The organism is Sporosarcina sp. FSL W7-1283 (assembly GCF_038003105.1).
Classification (GTDB): Bacteria; Bacillota; Bacilli; order Bacillales_A; family Planococcaceae; genus Sporosarcina; species Sporosarcina newyorkensis.
Map to the genome: position 1 here is coordinate 1,944,051 of NZ_JBBOOL010000001.1, position 21,491 is coordinate 1,965,541.

General features: G+C 45.3%; 24 protein-coding genes and 1 other annotated feature. Of the genes, 2 read left to right on the plus strand and 22 right to left on the minus strand.

Translation table 11 applies throughout. The features are described from left to right. Positions 1–45 precede the first annotated feature (45 nt). The 3 genes from MKY93_RS09595 to MKY93_RS09605 all read right to left on the minus strand — a co-directional run bounded on the left by MKY93_RS09595 (position 46) and on the right by MKY93_RS09605 (position 3,211). Positions 46–423, minus strand: coding sequence for a LapA family protein (locus MKY93_RS09595; protein ID WP_340758907.1), 378 nt, complete (start codon positions 421–423; stop codon positions 46–48). 71 nt (positions 424–494) lie between these two features. Then, entirely contained in the window at positions 495–2,762 is a 2,268-nt protein-coding gene (gene secDF, locus MKY93_RS09600) for a protein translocase subunit SecDF (RefSeq protein ID WP_340758908.1), read from the minus strand. Positions 2,763–2,899: 137 nt separating this feature from the next. Then, positions 2,900–3,211 (minus strand): post-transcriptional regulator, encoded by a 312-nt coding sequence (locus tag MKY93_RS09605; protein ID WP_078816753.1) that lies wholly within the window; start codon positions 3,209–3,211, stop codon positions 2,900–2,902. Between the two features lie 430 nt (positions 3,212–3,641). On the opposite strand from MKY93_RS09605, the gene MKY93_RS09610 reads away from it, so the two are divergent. Then, on the plus strand, positions 3,642–5,159 hold the full coding sequence (locus MKY93_RS09610) for a putative polysaccharide biosynthesis protein (RefSeq protein WP_040759189.1): 1,518 nt from the start codon (positions 3,642–3,644) through the stop codon (positions 5,157–5,159). A gap of 100 nt (positions 5,160–5,259) precedes the next feature. Here MKY93_RS09610 and MKY93_RS09615 read toward each other — a convergent pair whose 3' ends face one another. The 7 genes from MKY93_RS09615 to MKY93_RS09645 all read right to left on the minus strand — a co-directional run bounded on the left by MKY93_RS09615 (position 5,260) and on the right by MKY93_RS09645 (position 10,853). Continuing rightward, positions 5,260–5,895 carry a DUF421 domain-containing protein gene (locus MKY93_RS09615; RefSeq protein WP_009497464.1) on the minus strand — a complete coding sequence of 212 codons (636 nt, stop codon included), beginning with the start codon at positions 5,893–5,895 and terminating at the stop codon, positions 5,260–5,262. 109 nt (positions 5,896–6,004) lie between these two features. Continuing rightward, complete coding sequence (gene yajC, locus MKY93_RS09620) at positions 6,005–6,274, minus strand: preprotein translocase subunit YajC (protein WP_009497465.1); 270 nt, start codon at positions 6,272–6,274, stop codon at positions 6,005–6,007. A gap of 46 nt (positions 6,275–6,320) precedes the next feature. Continuing rightward, positions 6,321–7,460, minus strand: coding sequence for a tRNA guanosine(34) transglycosylase Tgt (gene tgt / locus MKY93_RS09625; RefSeq protein ID WP_009497466.1), 1,140 nt, complete (start codon positions 7,458–7,460; stop codon positions 6,321–6,323). After that, positions 7,461–8,513, minus strand: a complete 1,053-nt coding sequence (gene queA / locus MKY93_RS09630; protein ID WP_040759190.1) for a tRNA preQ1(34) S-adenosylmethionine ribosyltransferase-isomerase QueA — start codon at positions 8,511–8,513, stop codon at positions 7,461–7,463. A gap of 18 nt (positions 8,514–8,531) precedes the next feature. Beyond that, on the minus strand, positions 8,532–9,530 hold the full coding sequence (gene ruvB, locus MKY93_RS09635; RefSeq protein WP_009497469.1) for a Holliday junction branch migration DNA helicase RuvB: 999 nt from the start codon (positions 9,528–9,530) through the stop codon (positions 8,532–8,534). A gap of 19 nt (positions 9,531–9,549) precedes the next feature. After that, a complete protein-coding gene (gene ruvA, locus MKY93_RS09640) occupies positions 9,550–10,155 on the minus strand; it encodes a Holliday junction branch migration protein RuvA (RefSeq protein ID WP_009497470.1) in 606 nt (201 codons plus the stop codon). 131 nt (positions 10,156–10,286) lie between these two features. After that, positions 10,287–10,853: an NADPH-dependent FMN reductase gene (locus MKY93_RS09645; RefSeq protein ID WP_078816754.1), complete on the minus strand. Its 567-nt coding sequence runs from the start codon at positions 10,851–10,853 to the stop codon at positions 10,287–10,289. Positions 10,854–11,006: 153 nt separating this feature from the next. Here MKY93_RS09645 and MKY93_RS09650 point away from each other — a divergent pair, with 153 nt between their 5' ends. Next, positions 11,007–11,624: a hypothetical protein gene (locus MKY93_RS09650; protein WP_009497472.1), complete on the plus strand. Its 618-nt coding sequence runs from the start codon at positions 11,007–11,009 to the stop codon at positions 11,622–11,624. A gap of 45 nt (positions 11,625–11,669) precedes the next feature. Here the strand turns inward: MKY93_RS09650 and MKY93_RS09655 are convergent, their stop codons facing one another. The 12 genes from MKY93_RS09655 to MKY93_RS09710 form a co-directional block, all read right to left on the minus strand. Next, positions 11,670–12,392, minus strand: coding sequence for a YebC/PmpR family DNA-binding transcriptional regulator (locus tag MKY93_RS09655; RefSeq protein ID WP_078816755.1), 723 nt, complete (start codon positions 12,390–12,392; stop codon positions 11,670–11,672). A gap of 12 nt (positions 12,393–12,404) precedes the next feature. After that, positions 12,405–13,274 (minus strand): phosphotransferase, encoded by an 870-nt coding sequence (locus MKY93_RS09660; protein WP_078816756.1) that lies wholly within the window; start codon positions 13,272–13,274, stop codon positions 12,405–12,407. A gap of 6 nt (positions 13,275–13,280) precedes the next feature. After that, positions 13,281–14,465: a LysM peptidoglycan-binding domain-containing protein gene (locus tag MKY93_RS09665; RefSeq protein ID WP_340758909.1), complete on the minus strand. Its 1,185-nt coding sequence runs from the start codon at positions 14,463–14,465 to the stop codon at positions 13,281–13,283. A 725-nt stretch (positions 14,466–15,190) separates the two neighbouring features. Beyond that, positions 15,191–16,075: a prephenate dehydratase gene (gene pheA / locus MKY93_RS09670; RefSeq protein ID WP_078816758.1), complete on the minus strand. Its 885-nt coding sequence runs from the start codon at positions 16,073–16,075 to the stop codon at positions 15,191–15,193. Positions 16,076–16,113: 38 nt separating this feature from the next. Further along, positions 16,114–16,569: an ACT domain-containing protein gene (locus MKY93_RS09675; RefSeq protein ID WP_009497478.1), complete on the minus strand. Its 456-nt coding sequence runs from the start codon at positions 16,567–16,569 to the stop codon at positions 16,114–16,116. Between the two features lie 37 nt (positions 16,570–16,606). Continuing rightward, positions 16,607–17,896: a GTPase ObgE gene (gene obgE, locus MKY93_RS09680; RefSeq protein ID WP_009497479.1), complete on the minus strand. Its 1,290-nt coding sequence runs from the start codon at positions 17,894–17,896 to the stop codon at positions 16,607–16,609. A gap of 3 nt (positions 17,897–17,899) precedes the next feature. Then, positions 17,900–18,433, minus strand: coding sequence for a Spo0B domain-containing protein (locus tag MKY93_RS09685; protein ID WP_221836599.1), 534 nt, complete (start codon positions 18,431–18,433; stop codon positions 17,900–17,902). A gap of 134 nt (positions 18,434–18,567) precedes the next feature. Continuing rightward, positions 18,568–18,858, minus strand: a complete 291-nt coding sequence (gene rpmA, locus MKY93_RS09690) for a 50S ribosomal protein L27 (RefSeq protein ID WP_009497481.1) — start codon at positions 18,856–18,858, stop codon at positions 18,568–18,570. 12 nt (positions 18,859–18,870) lie between these two features. Beyond that, complete coding sequence (locus tag MKY93_RS09695; RefSeq protein WP_078816760.1) at positions 18,871–19,197, minus strand: ribosomal-processing cysteine protease Prp; 327 nt, start codon at positions 19,195–19,197, stop codon at positions 18,871–18,873. A 6-nt stretch (positions 19,198–19,203) separates the two neighbouring features. Further along, positions 19,204–19,512: a 50S ribosomal protein L21 gene (rplU, locus tag MKY93_RS09700; protein ID WP_009497483.1), complete on the minus strand. Its 309-nt coding sequence runs from the start codon at positions 19,510–19,512 to the stop codon at positions 19,204–19,206. Between the two features lie 13 nt (positions 19,513–19,525). Then, positions 19,526–19,601: a sequence feature (ribosomal protein L21 leader region), on the minus strand. A 706-nt stretch (positions 19,602–20,307) separates the two neighbouring features. Then, a complete protein-coding gene (locus MKY93_RS09705) occupies positions 20,308–20,922 on the minus strand; it encodes a M50 family metallopeptidase (protein ID WP_078816761.1) in 615 nt (204 codons plus the stop codon). Then, positions 20,919–21,461 carry a peptidoglycan DD-metalloendopeptidase family protein gene (locus MKY93_RS09710; RefSeq protein WP_078816762.1) on the minus strand — a complete coding sequence of 181 codons (543 nt, stop codon included), beginning with the start codon at positions 21,459–21,461 and terminating at the stop codon, positions 20,919–20,921. The genes MKY93_RS09705 and MKY93_RS09710 overlap by 4 nt, the downstream gene beginning before the upstream one ends. Positions 21,462–21,491: the final 30 nt, after the last annotated feature.

Here is a 21,491-nt window from a genome sequence, read left to right on the forward strand (position 1 = left end):
GAAAAAAGCGGTCAGGCGAGAAACACAGCCCATTCCGCTCTTGCATCACATTTGTTTTGGAGGAAGAATTTCTGCTTCCACAACCGGCACTTCTGCCATCAGCGTATCGATCTGTTCTTCCATCTCTTGCATTTGTCGTTGTTGCCTTGTCAGTTCCTCTTCTTTCGCTTGCAGCTTCTTCTCTAGCTCCTTTATGCGTCGGCTGCCTATATACGATTTGAAGATGGCGAAAAATCCACTAAATAAGGCACCTAGCAATGCCGAGCCGAGGATGACCAGCACGAGAGGAATCATTTCCGTGCCGAATAGATAATTAACAGGTACCGAATCGACATTGAAAACTGCGAAAACTGCAATAATGACCGCAAACAATAAACTTAACAACACAGTCCACTGAAAATTCTTTCCACTTTCACTACTCATTCCACTCATTCCTCCAATCAAAAAACAGGATATACCGGAGTATACCCTGTTTTTGATAGGCTGCAAACGTCTTAAACGACTGGTTCGTCGGAGCCCCATTGTTTTTTCTCTTTTTCTACTTTCAAACCGTTACCCTTGTTGATCTGCTTCTTCTTCAGATCAAACCAAAGTTGAGCGGAAATGAAGATGGAAGAATACGTACCCGCAATCAAACCGATCAGCAATGCAATCGAGAATGGACGGATGGATTCTGCACCTAACGCCATTAATGCAACAACTACGAAGATTACAGTCAAGACTGTATTGACTGAGCGTCCAAGTGTCTGACGTAAGGATTTATTGACAATCGTTGCCAATTCATCTTCACTGTCAATGTGCTTCATGTGATGAAGGTTTTCACGGATCCGGTCAAATGTAACGATCGTATCGTTGATGGAATACCCAACAATCGTCAGAACGGCCGCTATGAATGTGATATCGACTTCTAAACGTAGAATACTGAAGACCGCAATCATGAAGAATGCATCATGCAATAAACCGACGATTGAAGCCAATCCCATCCGCCATTCAAAACGGAAGGCAACATAGATAATGATACCGAGTGCAGCGACAGCCAATGCTTTGATCGCATTTTGCACGAGCTCTTTACCGACAGTATCGGAAACCGTTGAAACATTCGGTTCTGAGCCGTAGACACCATTCAGCTCTTTTTTAATCTTATTCACTTCTTCTTGCGCGAAGTCTTCCTTATATCGAGCAACGGCAATATTCTTCTCATCACCGGATATGACGACATCAGATGACGGATGACCGATCGCTTCTAGTTCTTTTTCAACTTCCGTTTGATCCAATGCCTGTTCAGCAAGGATTTCTACACGCGTACCGCCGGAGAAATCGATCCCTAGATTCAGCTTGAAGACTCCAAGCATAATGGCACCGACAATCAGCAGGACAATTGAGAGCGTATAGAAACGTTTTCTCGTGCCAACGAAATCAAAACGGTCAAATTTCGTTGTAAGGTCCAATGTTTCAAGTCCTTCATCCGCCGAATGGACTTGTTTCTTGGAAAGACCGAACCAACCGGTTTTTCCATCCAGGCTGCCACTGTGGACAAGCAGTCCAAGCAATAGGCGGGATCCCCAGACAGCGGTGATAAAGCTGACTAAAATACTGATGATCAGCATGGTCGCAAACCCTTTAACAGAGCTTGTCCCGAATATGAACAATACAACCGCTGCTAAAAGAGTGGTAATATTCGCATCCAATATTGCGGTGAATGATGACTTGGCACCAGCTGTAAAGGATGACTTAACAGATTTTCCGACACGTAATTCTTCTTTAACCCGCTCATAGGTAAGAATATTGGCATCTACTGCCATCCCGACCCCGAGCATCAATGCAGCGATCCCTGGAAGTGTCAGTACTCCATTGATCAGTGTAAACACCAACAAGATCAAGTAGATATAAACGGACAGAGTGATAACCGCAACAATCCCTGGCAAACGATAATAGAATGCCATAAAGATGAAGATTAAGCTGATACCAACTATTCCGGCAAATATCGTTTTATCAAGTGCCTGTTCACCAAATTGTGCGCCAACTGATGTGGAGTAAATTTCCTCAAGATCAACCGGTAACGCACCCGCGTTCAAAATACCCGCAAGGTTCTTCGTCTCTTCTACCGTAAAGTTCCCCGAAATTTCAACATTGGATGAGTTAATCGTCTGGGACACCATCGGAGCAGAGATGAATGCCGGTTTAGGCTTAGTGACTTCTTCTTTATAAGAATCCACGCCTTCTTCAAAATCCAACCAAATTACCAGCACATTGTCCGGCTTCTTCTGCAGGATTTGAGTTGTAACCTCTCCAAACTTATTTGGATCTTTCATTTCTAACGTGACGACTGGACTGTTGTTTTCATTGAAATTGGCTTTTGCTTTGCCTTCTTTCAAGTCATTCCCGTCAAGCATCAAATTATCATCCGCATCACGGAATGAAAGATTCGCTTGAGTGGACAACAATTTCCGGGCAGATTCCTGATCTTCTACCCCGGCAAGCTGTACACGAATCCGGTTGTTCGACTCGATTTGGATGCTTGGTTCACTGACACCCAAAACGTCGACCCGATTCGTCAATGCCCGTGCAGTATCCGCTACCGTGGACTCCGTAATCTTCTGTCCTTCTTTCAGCGGATTCACTTGGTACAGAACTTCAAAACCGCCTTGCAAGTCAAGGCCTAGCTTGACGTTTTTTAAAATCGGATTTGTCGTTGAAAAGATCGTTGATGCAAATATCACAATCAGCAGCAAAAACGCGACAATCCTGCCTCTGTTTTTCATATTTCCTTTTCCCCCTCATATACTAGAGCGGCACAGCACTTGTTATGTACTTCGTACTTCGTTCTCTCATTGTACAACATACCAATTATGAAACAGTCGGAAGTCTGTGTCAAATAGTTCATGATGTCAAATGCCAATCAATTTGATTTCCTCGGGGAAAATAGAATGGCCCGCTCTTCTTCACTAAGCTCTGGAAACGCGCTGCTATTGCGCTGAGCCTCTGTCTGTGTATACGTCATAAATTGAGCAGGAGATAATTTGAATAAATCTTGAACAATTTCATAAGGGCGCATATTGGAGATATCTTTTCTACGCCACTTCTTTTGTACAAGATAGTCCCACAGTCCTTTTTCTGTAACTACGGTGTAACCATATAGATGAAATTCGTTCTTTTTGCTTTCTAGTGCCGGCAATACATGTGTGTACAGTTCGTCTAATTTCTGATTCATTGGCGCTTCCCCCTTCTGCTTTGCCTCGTCTGTTTTGCGGAATATTTCGGATGCTAGTACATACACTTAACTAGATAAACTGAAATAAATAACTTACACACAAAGTAAAACGTAGAAACCGGTGATTTCCGTTCCAAGCGGACGCTTTCCGGGGGGCGTGGCTTGAGCCTCCTCGTCCGCTTCGCTACCTGCGAGGTCTCAAGATGCACGTTGATCTCCCAGGAAAAGCCGTAACGAAGAACGGCTTTTGCGAGCACAAGCGAAGCGTTGGGAGCATATCTTTGCCTTTCGCCGCCTTTCACTTCAATCAACTAAGTGTCCATTACTGCATAAATTCATGTTTAAACTATAATTCAACATATATTTGGAATTTAAAATACGTATTCATAGTGTAACTGAAAAGTCTGGAATTGAGAAGGAGTTGTTTGAGGTGTCTTCATTTATCCGCGGGACAGTTTTTTTGATGGCCGCTGTATTTCTATCGAAGTTGCTTGGTTTCGTGTACCGAATTCAGTTCATGCGGGTAGCTGGAGAAGAAACAGTTGGAATTTATATGACAGCATATCCTGCTTTTGTATTTTTTCTTTCCCTTGTACAGTTGGGCGTGCCGATTGCGATGGCGAAAGTAATTGCTGAACTGAAGGCGCAAGGTGGAAATGTGCAGTTGCGTCAAGTGATGAAGACGTCGGCGTTCATTACGATTTTATCAGGAGCGGTTTTCATCCCGGCCTGTATTTTATTCGTGCCTTATTTGGCGGGAAATCTGCTTGGTAATGAAGCAACCTCATCCGCTCTCTATGTAGCCATTGCGATTGTGCCGATTGCGGCGATTGGAGGTTTAATAAGAGGTTATTTTCAAGGGATTGCACGGATAGAAGAAACGGCGTGGGCTCAGGTCATTGAACAAATCTTCCGAATCCTTCTTATTACATGGATGCTGCCTTATATTCTGGCGCCAAACGATCCGATGATCAATGCTGCCTATGCGATGGTCGTCACATTTTTGGCAGAAGTGTTGTCGGTACTCTATCTCCTTTACAAATACAAACAACATCAGCGCAAACAGCCGAAGAAACGTAAAAAAGAGCCGCGTTATCCGATGGGACCCATCCTTTCCGTCGCGCTTCCTTCGTCGGGTAGTCGACTATTCGGTACTTTCACTTGGTTTTTGGAGCCGATCATATTTTTACGTGCACTAAGTATGGCAGGTGTCGGAGCTGTAGCCGCCACCTCTTTGTACGGAGTCATATCAGGTGTATTGATTCCTTTGTTATTGTTTCCTGCATTCATTCCGTATGCATTATCTGTCGTGCTTGTACCGGCTGTCAGTGGGGCTGCCGCATCGAGCAATGTAAAGAAGCTGCAGGAACGCATTCATTTAGCACTCCGCTTATCTGCTTTAACTGGAGCTTTTGCAGCGACGGTATTTTATATTCATGGTCAAGAACTAGCCGAAAAGCTGTTCCATGTAGTAGAAGGGGCCAGTTATATGACAATTTTGGCACCCGTCTTTTTCTTTTATTATATTCAAAGTCCATTGTATTCCATCTTGCAGGCTACCGGTGACGCAAAAGCTGGTATGATGAATTCGGTGTACGGAGGAATTGCTAAACTCGCGGTCATGTTCATTCTTGCATCGCAACCTGGTCTACAGGAAACAGGGGCGGTCCTAGCGATCGGTTTCGGCGTATTGGTCACTTCGTTTTTACATATCGCGACAATCCGGCAAAACAAAGCCACGGCAACCGGCTTCTCAATGTTCGCCATGACCTATGCTGCTTTCCTTTTAACCGCGATCATGCGGCCTATCTTCATCCCGGTTGGTTCCTATCATTTATTTACAGAATGTGTCATCACATCCGCTGTATTATTAGCCCTTTTATTGCTGACAGGGCAAATAAAAAAGTCAGATTGGATTATGCTTCGTAATTTAGTCAAACGGTATTAATGAACGTGTGGATTAGCTAATTTGTGTGCCATTATGGATCCTCGAGATTTGCCCTCCAGGCGGGGACGCATTCTAGAGGTCGCGCTTTGAGCCTGCTGTATTAACTTTCTTTCATCTGAATCTTTAGATCGCCTTGTTCCCATGAGCAATAAAAAACAGTCGAGACATCCGAAATATTTTGGTCTTGCAACTGTTTCAATAACCACTCTTCTGTTTTTCCGACTAAGCGGAGATGTTCTTCTTGAATTTCTCCATCAAGAACAAGACCTACTATGGGAAGATCGCCATCTCGTGTAAACACTGATAAATTACCGGAAGGCTCTAGGTACGCATAGGTGACGTTATGGATCGAGCCGATTTGATTTTCACGCAGCTGTTGAAATAAATCATCTAAATTATACCGTTGTTTTCGCATTTCTTGTTCTTGAATCTGTCCATCTTTAATAATTAAGGTCGGATTGCCGTCTACGACATCCCTGAATTTCTTGCTTTTCAGAGAAATTAATGAAGAAATATATTGGATTACGAGCAACAGAAGAATAGGGAGAACCCCTACAATGATTGGTTTGTCAGGAGTTTCTACAATCATTGCCGCCACTTCAGCCATAATAATGAAGACCACAATATCGATGACACCCAGTTCTCCCACTTCTCTTTTGCCCATAATTCGTAAAATGACCAATAAAAAGACATATAAAAAAATCGTCCGCAATCCGATAATCACATACTCATGCATCCCAAATCTGCCTCCTTAAACAACTAGTGTTCCTTCAGGCATTTGTTCTATACGCATGCAAACAAAAAAGCGGCAATCTATGGACATTCCAGTAGATAACCGCTTTTTATTAAGCTGATGTGTTCGTTACAACTCTTCCAACTGCCTGCTTGTCGAAACGCAAGACTGTCGTGTCAGCTACACGCAAGAAGATAGATGTTTCATCCACCGCATCTACCGTTCCATGTAAACCGCCAATTGTTACTACTTCGTCTCCACGCTGCAAACTGTTTTGCATCTCTTTCGCTGCTTTTTGTCTTTTTTGTGCAGGTCGAATAAGTAAAAACCACATTATAGCGACCATAAGCACCATAGTCAAAATTCCACCATATTGTTCCATAATCTAATTCCCCCTTCCTGAAGCACCAAGATTTATTATACAAGATTTAAAAGTTTTTTGCATTCGGTTTGTTGAAGCCATATTGCTCAAAAAATTCTTCGCGGAAATCTCCGAGCCGGTCTTCACGAATGGCTTGTCGTACTTGCTCCATCAAATTCAATAAAAAGTGGAGATTATGATAAGACGTTAAACGAATACCAAAAGTTTCTCCTGCACGAATCAAGTGACGAATATAGGCACGACTATAATTTTTGCATGCATAACAATCACAATTCGGATCAAGCGGACCGAAATCTCGTTCGTATTTTGCATTTTTCACAACAAGACGACCTTCACTTGTCATTAACGTACCGTTTCGTGCAATACGTGTTGGCAATACACAGTCGAACATATCGATTCCACGGATTGCTCCATCGATTAAGGAGTCAGGAGATCCGACACCCATCAAATAACGCGGTTTATTTTCGGGCAATAAAGGTGTCGTGAATTCAAGCGCACGATTCATGACATCTTTTGGCTCTCCGACAGATAAGCCACCGATTGCATAGCCTGGGAAATCTAAAGACACCAAATCTTTTGCGCTTTGTTTTCGGAGATCCTCATACTCTCCCCCCTGTACAATACCAAACAAGCCTTGGTCTCCCGAACGCTGATGTGCTTCCAAACAACGTTCCGCCCATCTAGAAGTCCGCTCGACACTCGCTTTCATATACTCGTGTGTCGCCGGAAACGGAGGACACTCATCAAACGCCATCATAATATCCGAGCCGAGTGCATTTTGTATCTCCATCGCTTTCTCCGGACTCAAAAATAACTTATCACCATTTATATGATTACGGAAATGAACGCCTTCTTCTTTAATATCCCGAAATTTACTCAATGAAAACACTTGGAAACCACCGGAGTCTGTCAAAATCGGGCGATCCCAGTTCATGAATTTATGAAGTCCGCCAGCTTCTTTGACGATCTCGTGACCTGGACGCAGCCAAAGATGATACGTATTGCTTAAGATGATTCCTGCACCCATTTCTTTCAGTTCTTCAGGAGCCATCGTTTTGACGGAGGCTTGCGTTCCGACCGGCATAAAGGCAGGCGTCTCAAAAGAACCGTGCGGTGTGTGAACGATTCCAAGGCGCGCGCCTGTTTGTTTACAAGTTTTTATATGTTCATACGTAATAGCTGCCAATTAATCTCGTTCCTTTCTTTTAGCGGGGCGAATAAACATCGCGTCCCCAAAACTGAAAAAGCGGTATTGCTCTTTCACGGCTTCTTCATATGCTGCGAGTATCGGTTCGCGCCCTGCAAAAGCCGACAATAGCATCAACAATGTCGATTTCGGCAAATGAAAATTCGTCACCAAACCGTCAATCGCCTTAAACGCATATCCTGGAAAGATAAAAATCGAAGTCCAACCACTTGCAGCTACAACGTTTCCGCCATTCTCTGAAGCAATCGTCTCCAACGTCCGTGTAGACGTCGTGCCGACCGCAATTACTCGGCCGCCAGTTGCTTTCGTCTTTCTCACTAGTGCTGCCGTTTCTTCCGTCATCACATAATACTCGGCATGCATCGTATGATCTTCAATCGAATCCACGCTCACCGGGCGGAATGTGCCGAGCCCGACATGCAGTGTAATGAATGCAATTTTCACACCTTTATCTCGCAATGCATCCAAGATTTCATCTGTAAAATGCAAACCTGCTGTCGGTGCGGCAGCCGATCCTCGTTCTTTCGCAAAGACCGTCTGATAACGTGATTGATCTTCAAGTGACTCCGTAATGTAAGGCGGCAACGGCATTTGACCTAGCTGATCGAGCAGTTCATAGAAAATACCGTCATACATAAACGCAAATTCTCGCCCGCCTTGTTCACCAATAGCGGTACATTTCGCCTGCAGGCGCCCGTCTCCAAACGTCACAACCGTTCCCACTTTCACACGCTTCGCTGGTTTGACCAAAGTCTCCCATCGATCCTCACCAATCTCTTTCAATAACAATACTTCAATCGTCGCACCCGTATCTTCCTTCGTTCCGATCAAACGAGCTGGAAGGACTTTCGTGTCGTTCAAAACGAGCAGGTCTCCGGCTTCCAGTTCATCGACAAGGTCGCGAAAATGTCGATGTGACACTTCCCCATTCTGACGATCCATCACAAGCAACCGACTAGCTGTGCGGTCGAGAAGCGGCGTCTGAGCAATCAAATGCTCGGGTAAGTCAAAATCAAAATCATGTACATCCATCATTGTAACTCCTATCTGTCACTGCGGGAGTGGATAACCGAAATGCGCGTACGCTTTTTCTGTCGCCATCCGTCCTCTCGCTGTGCGTTGAATAAATCCAATTTGCAATAAATATGGTTCATATACATCTTCTATCGTCACTGATTCTTCACCTATACTTGCGGCGAGTGTATCTATACCGACGGGACCGCCGCGAAACCGCTCCATCATGCTTTGCAACAGCTGGTGGTCAATTTGATCGAGTCCATGATGATCCACTTGCAGCATATCGAGTGCTTCCTGGGCAATGGCGAGCGTAATCGTTCCATTGCCTCGTACTTGCGCATAATCCCGTACTCGACGCAACAGTCGATTGGCAATACGCGGTGTACCTCTCGATCGTTTCGCGAGTTCCACGGCCGCCTGCGGATCAATCTGTACTTCGAATAAGCCTGCACTTCGGATCACGATTTCAGTCAGCGGCTCCACTTCATAATACTCAAGCCGCAGCGGCACGCCGAATCGGTCACGCAACGGAGCAGACAATGAACCTGCCCGTGTTGTAGCGCCGATCAAAGTGAAAGGCGGCAAATCCAGACGGACTGAACGCGCGGTCGGTCCTTTTCCTACCATGATGTCTAGGCAAAAGTCTTCCATCGCCGGATATAGAACTTCTTCAATCGCACGGTTCAGCCGATGGATTTCATCGATGAATAGCACATCTCCCGGCTCCAAGGAAGAAACAACGGCAGCCAAATCACCTGGACGTTCAATGGCGGGGCCGCTCGTCATCCGCACGTTCACACCCATCTCATTGCCGATGACGGTAGCTAATGTCGTCTTCCCGAGCCCGGGCGGACCATACAATAAGACGTGATCCAGACTTTCCTCACGCCCTTTTGCCGCCTCAATAAAAATCGATAAATTGTCCTTCGCCTGCTGTTGACCGATGTATTGCTGCAGCAATTGAGGTCGTAATGATTGTTCGAAGCTATCGTCAAAATGGGTTGCTTCATTCGTTAATATGCGTTCTTCCATTGGAACCACCTCCGTCGTTTTAGCCTTGTTTCAATAATAACTGCAAAGCGAGACGCATATAGCCTTCTGTATCGAGATCAACATCCGCCAGTTTCGGCTTCACTTTCTTCAATTCACGCTCAGAATAGCCAAGCGCAGATAAAGCAAGCAGTGCCTCGTCCAGCGCATCACTTTCGGCAAGCGTCAACAGTGTATCTTCCGAATCCGGCATATCGATTTCCGTAAACAGATCATGCAGCTTGCCTTTTAAATCCAGGATCATTTGGCGGGCTGTTTTCTTGCCGACCCCCGGGAATTGCACGAGGAATCCTTCATCCTCACGTTCAATTGCGCTGACTACCTGAGAAGGCAGACCGTTCGCCAAAATAGCGAGCGCTCCTTTAGGACCAATTCCCGAGACGGTGATCAGCTTACGAAACAATTCGCGCTGTTCAAGTGTCTTAAAACCAATCAGTAATTGGGCGTCTTCCCTCACATGCAGATATGTATATACTTGCTGCAACTCTTCCGTGACATGAAAAGCAAACGGATTTGGCGTCATCACTTGCCAGCCGATTCCTTGCTGCTCCAAGACAATATATTCCGGTGTCACTCTTGTGACAAGTCCTTTTATGTAATCGTACAATACATTCTCCCCCTAAGTATACCTGTTATTATAGCATACGAACGAGTTTTCTACTTGTCAGACCTCTAAAATTCATCAGAAAAAATGGACACGTTAACATCGTGTCCATTCGGTCCGTTCGTTATAAGAATTTATGCTAATGAGACCGCTTTTTGCTTCTTATAAAATGCGATGAAATTTTGTACGACTGTATCTAAGAACTGAATCGTCGCTTCATCGGTCAAGTCGCCTTCTTCATTCATCTTTGTATGGACCGCCCCGATAAACACATCGTTTCCGGGCAATAAAGTAGGTGCCAACGCAGGGTTGGATAAGATTTCGCGCAAGTGTATTTGTGCTCTCACTGTACCAAGTACACCCATCGAGGCGCCGACGATGAAGCCGGTTTTTCCTTGCAACGTGAAATCTCCTCCACGAGATAGCCAATCTATTGCATTTTTCATTGCACCTGGAATTGAGTAGTTGTATTCCGGCGCTGCGAACAATACAGCATCGGAATCTTTGACGTCCTCTTTGAATGCGCGGACTGCAGGAGATGGATCGCTTTCGATATCAATAGAAAACATTTCCAAATCGTTAATGAGCACAGGAACAATCTCCAATTCGTCTTGATAGCGTTTTGCCATGTAGTTGACCAGCTTCAAATTATACGAAGTAGAACTTGTGCTGCCGATGATTGCTTTTACTTTAATTGTCATAAAGAATGGCCCCTTTTTTGTGTGTTTAAATTCTACTTATTATCATAGCGCTTGTAGTTTCAAATCACGAATCATTTGCTTATATTCTGTAACATTTCGGGTTTCTTATCCGTCTGATTGAATAGTTAGAATTTAAATTGAGGAGGAAAGTATATGCGCAAAGTTTTATATTCCGGCGTGATCGCATCCATCCTATTAGTCAGCTGTGATTCTACAAACCAAGCAGATCCGCCTAAAGAAACAATGGAAGAAACACCATCGGGTTCTTCTGCCACTGCTGCCCCAACAGAGCGCAAACCTACGAAAGACGTTGTGTTTTCAGTAGAAGGACAGGATGAGACGATTAAAATGGATTTAATGGAAGGCAGAGAATCGCTTTATTCCTTTTACGTGGATAAAGAGCGCTATCAATTTGAGAGGCTTGAAAATTTTGATGTGTTGACTCCTGTCGAGCCATTACCTGATTCATATCCCGAAGTGAAAATGGAAATTCGATACATTCACAATCAATCTCCAGATGAAGTAAAGGAAGAAGTAAAAAAGGATCTTAGTTTTACAGTAGAAGAAGAAACTGTTACATCCCCTGTCCAAGCCACTTCGCTTCACGGTACTTCTGGCATTGAGCCGGACAGTCAAGTTTTTATGGCTTATTTGATGGATGCTGGAGAAGCCGGCACTTTGCTCATTACTGAAGCCTATTCACTTGAAGCACAGGAAGGTCATGGTGCCCGATTTTTTCAAATGCTGGAAACGCTTGAAATCCAACAATGACAAATCAAAAAACCCGACAAAGACTTCTCCTGTCGGGTTGAGTTTTTAGTTGTCTGCATTATGATAAACATTTTGCACATCGTCGTCATCTTCAAGCGTATCGATCATTTTTTCGAATTGCTCTTCTTGTTCATCCGACAATTCAGCATACACAGATGGTACCATATCGACTTCCGCTGAAACAAACGTAAACGCCTCTGCTTCCAGTGCTTCTTTCACTGTCAGGAACTCAGACGGCTCCGTGAGGATTTCAAATCCGTCTTCAGTAGAGAGTATATCTTCCGCACCTGCTTCTAAAGCCAACAGCATGATCGCATCTTCATCAATCTCTGCTGTACGTTCGATAAAAAGTCGTCCCTTTCGTTCGAACAAATAATTGACAGAGCCGGATTCCCCTAAACTACCGCCATTTTTATTGAAAGCAACTCGGATATTCGGACCTGTACGATTACGATTTTCTGTCAGGCAATAGACGAGCACAGCTACTCCGCCCGGTCCATAGCCTTCATAAATAACTTCCTCGTAATTTTCATCCGCACCAGCCCCTGTTGCTTTATCAATCGCCCGCTGAATTACATCATTCGGGACGTTCGCGCTTTTCGATTTATCGATTGCTAGACGTAGAGCGGGATTCGTGTCTGGATCGTCTCCGCCAGACTTTGCCGCGACGTAAATCTCTCGTGACATCTTCTGAAAGATCTTTCCTCGTTTTGCATCCTGTGCGCCTTTTCTGTTCTGGATATTTTTCCATTTGGAATGGCCAGCCATGGATCAAACCTCCTACTTCATCATTCGCTCTACATCATACCATAATCTCGGCCATTGCGAGAGTGCGGTCTCCGTAAAGAGGAGGAGTTTGCTGACCATACGTTGTTGCTGAGCTGCCGGAAGCGACAGTAAATGCAGCCATTCACGCAGCATTTCATTGGGATACAGTAATTTTGCCAACGCTTGGTTGGACAAGTGCTGCAATGCGGGATGCTCGCCCATTAAAAAAGAAGGATTGTACGTAATCTGCGGTAACACACGATGCATCCACAATACAAGCTCATCTTCCTCAGCTCCGAGACACGCTAAATCAAAATCAATGAAACGAATTAGGCCGGATCCATCACGCAAAATATTATGATGGACGACATCACCATGTAACAAGGTCAATGAATTATTTGATGAAGGCTGTTTCTTGCTGATTTTCAAGGCTTCTTTGCCATAAACAAGCAACTCTTCATACATTTTCGGAGAGAGAAATTGCTGGCAAATTTCTCGAAGCTCCATGAACCTGGCCAGTCGGACCTCCCATTTCTCCAGCATATGATAATGAGGGAGAAATGACATCGACGGCCAATCAATATACGAATTTGTATCATGCAATGCCTGCAGCGCATTGAAAGAATCGATCCGGTCAATCCTTCGTTTGAAATTGACGGCTTTCGCTCCTTCAAGCCATGGCTGCATGATGAGTAATGGGTCCTTTTCTTCTAACACTGACACGATATGCGGGAAATGATGTACATTAAGTAATTGATGAAGTTGTCGAACTTTCACAGCTTGTGCAAGGGATGCATACTTCTTTACAGAATATACCCGTCCGCCGGCTTCCATTTTCCATACATTCTTTTTTATCTTTGTAAATCGTTGTTCAGCTGCCATATCCCATTATTGGTTTCTATACCAATCATCCTGAATGGGCATCGGATAATGCGATTCGTTCTGCTGTCCGAATGGCGGGTGCATCTGCTGTGGGTATGGACCTGGATACGGCAGCGGCATCATCGACGCTGGCGGGTAACACGCCATTGGATACCATTGCATTGGCGGCTGCGACGGCATGCATTCCGTATTCATCGGCCATTGCGGCTGAATCGGCCACTGCGGCGAGCAGTAATCCTGATTAGACGGACACCATGAGGCAGGTGTACAAGCTTTCGGCGGAATGGACGGCTGATTTGGCATCGGCATCGGCATTGGCTGCTCTACTTTTGGTGGAATTGGCTTAGGTTGCGTAACAGGTGGTTTGGGCTGCATGACGGGCGGTTTCGGTGTCGGAAGCGGCTTAATTGGCATGTGCAGAGAACTGGACTCGAGCAACTGCCAGCCGTCCGGCATAGGTGCAGGTTTATGATGATGCGGCGACTCATCATGACAATCTATCGGTGCTTTTGGCGGCAACGGCTTAATCGGCGCTTGCATAGGCGGATGTATCGGTTGTTGCGGCATATGTGGGTGGCAGTCTGCATCGAAAATCGGCATCCATCCACAAATCGGGAAAACTGCTTGCCACATTGGTACGCTCGGCATATTCGGCATCATCGGCATCTGAGGTGCCGGCGGTGTTTGTGGCTCCAATGGCTGTTGCGGATATTGCGGCGTTTGCGGTGTCTGTGGTGTCTGTGGCTTCTGCGGCAGTTGCGGCTTCTGTGGCGGCGGTGTATGCGGCTTCTGAGGTGTCTGTGGCATCTGCGGTGTCTGTGGCATCTGCGGTGTCTGTGGCATCTGCGGCATCTGTGGCATCTGCGGCATCTGTGGCAGTGGCGGTACCTGCTGTGCTGGAGGATGCGGTTTTTCAGGTTTTGGCGTTGGCTTCGGTGCCGGCGTCGGCGGTTTCATCTCTGGTTGACTTGGTTTTGCTGGCTTTTGTGGTGTCTTATCATGCGGTTTGGATGATTCACCTTTATGAGTCGGCTTTTTCTTATCCATCGGTAAAAATATTTTCATCCCAGGCACAATATAATCCGGATTGGCCAAATGCGCATTCACTCGCTTCAATTCTTCAAATGGAATATTGTATTGCCTCGCAATTTTCCATAATGTATCACCTTTAACGACAATATGAACTTCCACTAACATTTCCCCCTTCCATCAATCCATCGTATGAACGGACGCCTAGATTGGTGACTCTTATTTAGGCTTCCTCTCTTGTTATGTATATTCGGCAGGGAATTCTTTATTACAAAAAAAGATCCACCCTCACATGGAGGTGGATCGCAAAATGTAGATAACTATTAAAGTTATAAAGATAGAAATGCAAGAAAAGAATATGAGGCTTGTGGTCCGGGGATTTGCGCTCCAGATGGGACGCTTTCCGTGGGGCGCGGATGAGCCGCTTCCCTCGCTTCGCTCAGTCCAGGGTCTCATCATTCGCACTAAGTCCCACAGGAGTCGCCCATCTTCCGCTCCAATCCCTATAAAGTGAACTGTAGTACATAGCGAACTCACTGTATGTAGTGTAAGTTATCGCTTCCTTCGACAGAAAAACATCTGTACTTTCCCGGGCTATTACTTACTGCACTTCGTATTTTCCCGGGATAGACAGTCAACTCACTAATTTCAGTAAAATATGGTAGTTGATCGCAGTGGAAGGCAAAACAGACTTCTTGAGGGATCACCGTAAGCCTTGAGACCCCGCAGGTAGCGAAAGCCGTAACGCTTCGCTTTTGCGAGTAAAAGCGAAGCGTTAGGAGCGAGGTGGCTCAAGCCACGCCCCCGGAAAGCGCCCGCCTGAAACGAAGATCAACGTTACCATTAGCCACTTGTCAATTCTTTCGTCCAAAAGCACAGATCCTCCCTCACTCAGAGGATGGATCTGTTTCATAGACGTAATAGGAGCCGAATGATCGAGCGGTGCAACCGAGCGCAGCCAACTCTTCCATGGCGCCTTTCATCATCGGATGATCTTCAGATTCATTAACATCGATAATAAAGAAATAATGACCGAGTCCAGTCTTAAGTGGTCTCGATTCAATTTTGCTTAAGTTTAGGCGTCGCCATGAAAATACAGATAAAATCTGATGGAGCATACCTGCTTTGTCATCTTCCGGCAGCTTGACCATAAGCGTAGTCTTTTTTGATGCCGCATGATTTTTATGATCGAGTATTTCTTTCCTTAACGATAGCACGACAAACCGCGTATGATTGAAATGAAAGTCATGAATATTTTCTTCTACTATATGTAAGCCGTACGTTTCTGCCGCAAGCTGATTGCCGATTGCTGCAATATGCAGTGCGGGTTGCTCAGAAATATATTTTGCTGCTGCCGCTGTGGATGTCGTCTGAATCAAAGGAATCTTGCGATAACGATATTGCAAGAACTTATGACATTGCGCAAGCGCATGAGGATGCGATTGAATGGACTCCAATTGATCCGTAAAGTCTTTCTGTGCTTTATTCACCATTAGATGCTGTCCGATCGGCGTGGAAATTTCAGCTGTGATGAATAATTCTCCGCCATGGAATAAGTAATCAATTGTCAACGGCACCGAGCCTTCCAGCGCATTCTCTAAAGGTACGACAGCATAGGCTACATGACCTTCCGTCACTGCTTCGATACAATCTGGAATGGTCGGACGGGGCGTCAAGCCTTTGTGGCCGAATAACTCAGCTGCTGCAATATGAGTAAAAGATGCTTCCGGCCCTAAATATGCAACAGATGGTGTGTAATTAGTATCATTCAATGTATTTTCATCTCCTAACTAGTTCGTCTTGCCTTATTTCAGAAGACACCTGAACTGATTAAATCAACGGAATCAATGAATCGGGGAGCTTTCAGTCGTTGTAGAAAAGCTTCCACTTTAATTTCCATCTCCGTTACATCGAGCGATAGCGTGATATTGGCACGCCCCTGTACAGGAATCGTCTGGTGGATCGTCAACACATTGCATTTTGCCTCTGAAATAATTTCCAGCAGCACGGCCAATGACCCCTTTAAATCTTCCAATTGAATAAAAATCGTCAAGATGCGGTCCCGCGCGATCGATTCGAACGGGAACACGGCATCACGATATTTGTAAAAGGCGCTACGTGACAAACCGACCCGCTTTGTAGCTTCTTGGATCGTTGTCACTTCGCCTCTTGCCAACATTCTCTTTGCTTCCAGCATTTTTTGCATGGATTCTGTCAAAACATCTTCACGGACCAAGTAAAACTGGCCTTCCCCTATTTGTTCCATTTGGCTCCCCCCACAACGAGCAATTACATTTGACGACTTATTCTAAGAACTCGAACTCATAGTTCAAGATTCGTACGATATCGCCGTCTTGTGCACCTCGTTCACGCAATGCATCGTCGATACCCATACCGCGCATCTGTCGTGCAAACTTCCGCACAGATTGATCGAAATTGAAATCCGTCATCTTGAACAAGCGCTCCAATGTGTAACCGGACAATACATACGCGCCATCGTCATCTCTAGAAATAACAAAGTCAGGACCAGTTGCCTCATGTTTGTACAAGACAGAATTCGCTTCCTCTTCTTCCTCTTCCAACATTGGGAATTCAGGCGTTGTTTCCAATAAATCCAGAATTGCATACAGCAATGGATCCAATCCTGTTCTGGTCAATGCCGAAATCGGGAATATTTGTATATCTTCGTCTCCCAGCGCTTTTTTGAATTCCGCTAAATTCTCTTCCGCATCCGGCATGTCCATTTTATTGGCTACTACAATCTGCGGCCGTTCGGTCAGACGCATATTATATTGCTCAAGCTCCGCATTGATGGTCTGATAGTCTTCGAAAGGTTCGCGCCCTTCGAGTCCAGACATGTCAATGACGTGGACGATAACACGCGTCCGTTCAATATGTCGCAAAAACTGATGGCCGAGGCCGATTCCTTCATGCGCTCCTTCGATCAGGCCAGGCAAATCCGCCATAACAAATGTACGGTGGTCATCCGTTTCCACCATCCCTAAGTTCGGTACAAGCGTAGTGAAGTGATAATCGGCGATCTTCGGCTTGGCTGCCGAAACGACAGATAACAAGGTGGATTTTCCGACACTCGGGAAACCTACCAATCCAACATCAGCCAATACTTTCAATTCCAGTATGATATCACGGCTGACACCTGGCTCACCTTTTTCCGATAGCTCAGGAGCTGTGTTCTGAGGTGTCGCAAAACGGCTATTGCCGCGTCCTCCACGTCCCCCGCGAGCGATGACAGCTTGCTGGCCGTCTTCTACAAGGTCTGCAATGACTGTGCCAGTTTCCGCATCTTTTACGACGGTGCCGGGCGGAACTTTCACGACTAAATTCGCGCCACCGCGTCCATGCATATTCTTACTTCCTCCGTGCTCTCCACGCGGTGCTTTAAAATGACGCTGATAACGGAAATCCATTAACGTACGTAGACCTTCGTCAACGACAAAGATTACATCCGCGCCTTTTCCGCCATCCCCTCCAGCAGGGCCGCCATATGCAATATACTTTTCTCGGCGAAACGCGACCATACCGTCGCCTCCGTCGCCACCTTTAACAAATACTTTTACGTGATCCACAAACATTATTTATAATCCTCCTAATTGTCCACTGATGATAAACGTCCATTGACCCTCTTCAGCGCAGACTTCAACCGTAAGCAGAGATGAATTCTCGCTTATGTTCATTTGCTTTGCATGTATTTCTGAAAACGTCATTTGAATACTCCACCCTGCTGCATCTGTCCTGACTGTGATTTCCACTGGACATTCTGCATATTGGTCGATCTTCGGTATGACGTCCTGTACAAGACGTTCCAAGTAATCCACAAGTACTTCGTCAATCTGTTGCACTTCTATTTTCGATGCGATGTCGCAATGCAGGTGGCTTTTAAAGACTGGGTATCTCCAGTCCAATGTAGTCAACCACTCTTCCGTTAGCGGCATACAAAGTTTCTGAAGCATTGCAAGTTGCTGCATTTCTGCTGTTTTGTCCAGGATGCATTTTCTGGCTTCCTTATACTTGCCCATGTCCAAATACATGAGCAATAATTGCAGGTCATTCATATGGTCATGCCGACTGTATCTCATGGTGTCGGACACATTTAATTCGATATTTCCCATTGTTTTCACCGCCAGCTGAATTCGTACTTCTTAGTATAGCATTTACGTACGGAAATCACTAAAATAATCAACAAAGAAATAGAAAAAGGACTGCATCAAGTGCAGTCCTTTTTCTATTTCGTCATGCTATCCAATTATGCTTCTTGCACTTCTGGGTAGACGCTGACTTTCTTTTTGTCGCGGCCAAGGCGTTCGAAACGAACGATGCCGTCAACTTTTGCGAAAAGAGTATCATCTCCACCGCGACCAACGTTTTCACCTGGGTGAATTTTTGTTCCGCGTTGGCGATAAAGGATTGAACCACCGGAAACGAATTGTCCGTCTGCACGCTTAGCGCCAAGACGTTTCGATTCGGAGTCACGACCGTTCTTTGTAGAACCTACTCCTTTTTTGGATGCGAAAAACTGAAGATCCAAACGTAACATAGCTGCCACCTCCTACTTGGTAAAGGATAATTGTATATATTGCCCATAGTCTAATTCAATCGTTTGTAAAGAAACGATCATTGCTTGCACGATCAGTTGGACTTCCGTGTCCCGCTCCGTTTCCGGAAACGACACTTGCAAGTATCCACCGTCCGCTCCTTGCTCGATCATAGGTGTAGTTCCAGTAAGTTCAGCGATTGCATTGACCGCCCCGAAGGATACGGCTGAAGCGCCTGCACATACTAAATCTTTACCGTGTTCTGCAAATTCAGCATGACCGTCCATCTCAAAAGCTGAGATGCGCCCAGAAGGCTCTTTTGTAATTCGGACATGTATCATACCGAATTATAGATTGATTCCGTCGATCACGATTTTCGTGTATGGCTGACGGTGACCTTGTTTTTTGTGGTAGTTCTTTTTCGGCTTGTATTTGAAAACCGTAATTTTCTTTCCACGGCCTTGCTTGACAACTTTACCTGTTACAGTAGCGCCTTCTACGAAAGGAGCACCTACTTTCAGGTCATCCCCACCTACTAAAAGGACTTTGTCAAATGTTACAACCTCGTCAGCTTCACCAGCAACTTTCTCGATGAAGATTTCTTGGCCCGCTTCAACTTTGATTTGTTTTCCACCAGTTTCAATAATTGCGTACATACTTGCACCTCCTCTATTTACTCAGACTCGCCTTCACAGGTGATTCGCTCTCGAATGCTTGTACCTGATCAGTGCGGTTGTAGCACGGGTGCTACAAACAATAACAGTAAAATATTATCACATAGAAATCTCTTGGTCAAGGGATATATTTATTGAGTGAAAGAATAATTTGAAAGTGATCCGGGATTTGTCCTCCAGGCAGGTACGCTTTCGGGAGGGCGCGCGGTGAGCCAGCCGTCGCGAGCTCCTTGGCTGTCTCACCTGTCAGAGCAAAGATGTGTTCCTTTTCGCTTCGCTTCACTCGCAAAAGCTATTCTTCGTTACGGCTCTCGCTGATCCTCCCCGAGTCGACCTGCCTTCCGGGCAAATCCTACTTCAATTATGGAAAAATATGGTAACACTACTGCGGTTATTTAAGATCTAAGAAAAGCGTACATACTCTAATCGCAAAAATATCAGCTTTCATTGTCTGAATAATAATGAAAGAGATAGCCAACTAGATCTTTATATCTTGAATTAAAGTTTTTATATGAGTTTGTTTAGAACAGGACACTCAGTTGATTGGAGTGGAAGGCGGCGAAAAGCAAAAATGTGCTCCCAACGCTTCGCTTATGCTCGCAAAAGCCGTTCTACGTTACAGCTTTTCCTGCGGGGGATAGCGCGAGTAGCGAGACCCCGCAGAAGCAAAGCGACGAGGAGGCTCGCCCGCGCCCCACGGAAAGCGTCCGCCTGGAACGGAAATCAACGGGTTCTACGTTTTACTTTGAGTGCAAGTCATCTATTTCAGTTTATATATTATGAACGCCGTCTTGCTGAAGAAATTTGTTCAAATACTTGCTCGTACTTTCGGAAACGATAGGAGATGATGTTTTGAACCGCTAGGAAAGCAGCTACAATTGTGTAAGGAAGGCTTTCTGGCAGATACATGCTTAAAAATAAAAACAAGGCAATTGACGCGATGATGGAATAGAGCGTGAATATCGAGCGTGAGGAGTATTTATCGTCTTTACTCTCCAGTAATACGGAGAGTGCTTGTCCACCGTCTAGAGGCAGGATGGGTAACAAATTGACGGCCAGCAATATGAGTTGAATTTGAATAAGCTGAGCGCTTCCCGGGAATGAGACGAGTAAAGCAATGAGTAACAGAACGGCTGTCGCGAGCGGTCCGCCAAGTGCTACGATCAGCCGTTGCTGTTTTGTTGCCAACTGACGATTGACGATTTGCAATTCCCCTCCGTACGGCAAGATTGTGCAGCTGCGAACATTCATCCCTGCTTGTTTGGCAGCCCATATGTGTCCAACCTCATGGAATAATAGTGAAAATAAGATCATGGCATACAATGAGACGCCTCCGACAATCATAAAAAATAAAAAAATCGGCAATAAAATTGGATGAATGCGAAATTTCATTCGAGGTCGCCTGTCATATAGGTTGCGAGTACTGTAGGCTCCAATGGAATACCATTGCGTTTCACACGTATATACACAGCGTCTTCATCCATCATGGCGATTTCATCCCCTCGTCTGACGGTTGTATAGGGCAACGTCGAAAAAGAACCGACAAATCCGTACGTCACCTCGTCTCCATTGTCATACTGTATCGTCACCGTTTTGCCTGACTGGCGGGTATAGCCTGTAAATACAACGAGTCCGTTTCCTTGTGACGTTATCGATAATGGTTGAGTGTACGAAATAATCGCACCATCTTGGTAAGGCTGAAACGATTCATATTTGGCGAATGGGTCGAATGCTGCTTCAGCTGATACTGTGATGGATTCATCATCCGCAATCCAGGAGGAAACCCATTTTTTCATGACTACAAAATCTTTACCTGTTGTGACGTATTGCGTTATAGGTATGTTGACGAGTTGGCGTTCTTCCATTTTTGACAAAGCGACTACAGACACAGTCAAAAGAAAAGCGATTATCCATTTGGTTTTCCACTTCACCACTTCCCCTCCCTTACCTGCAGTGTATGA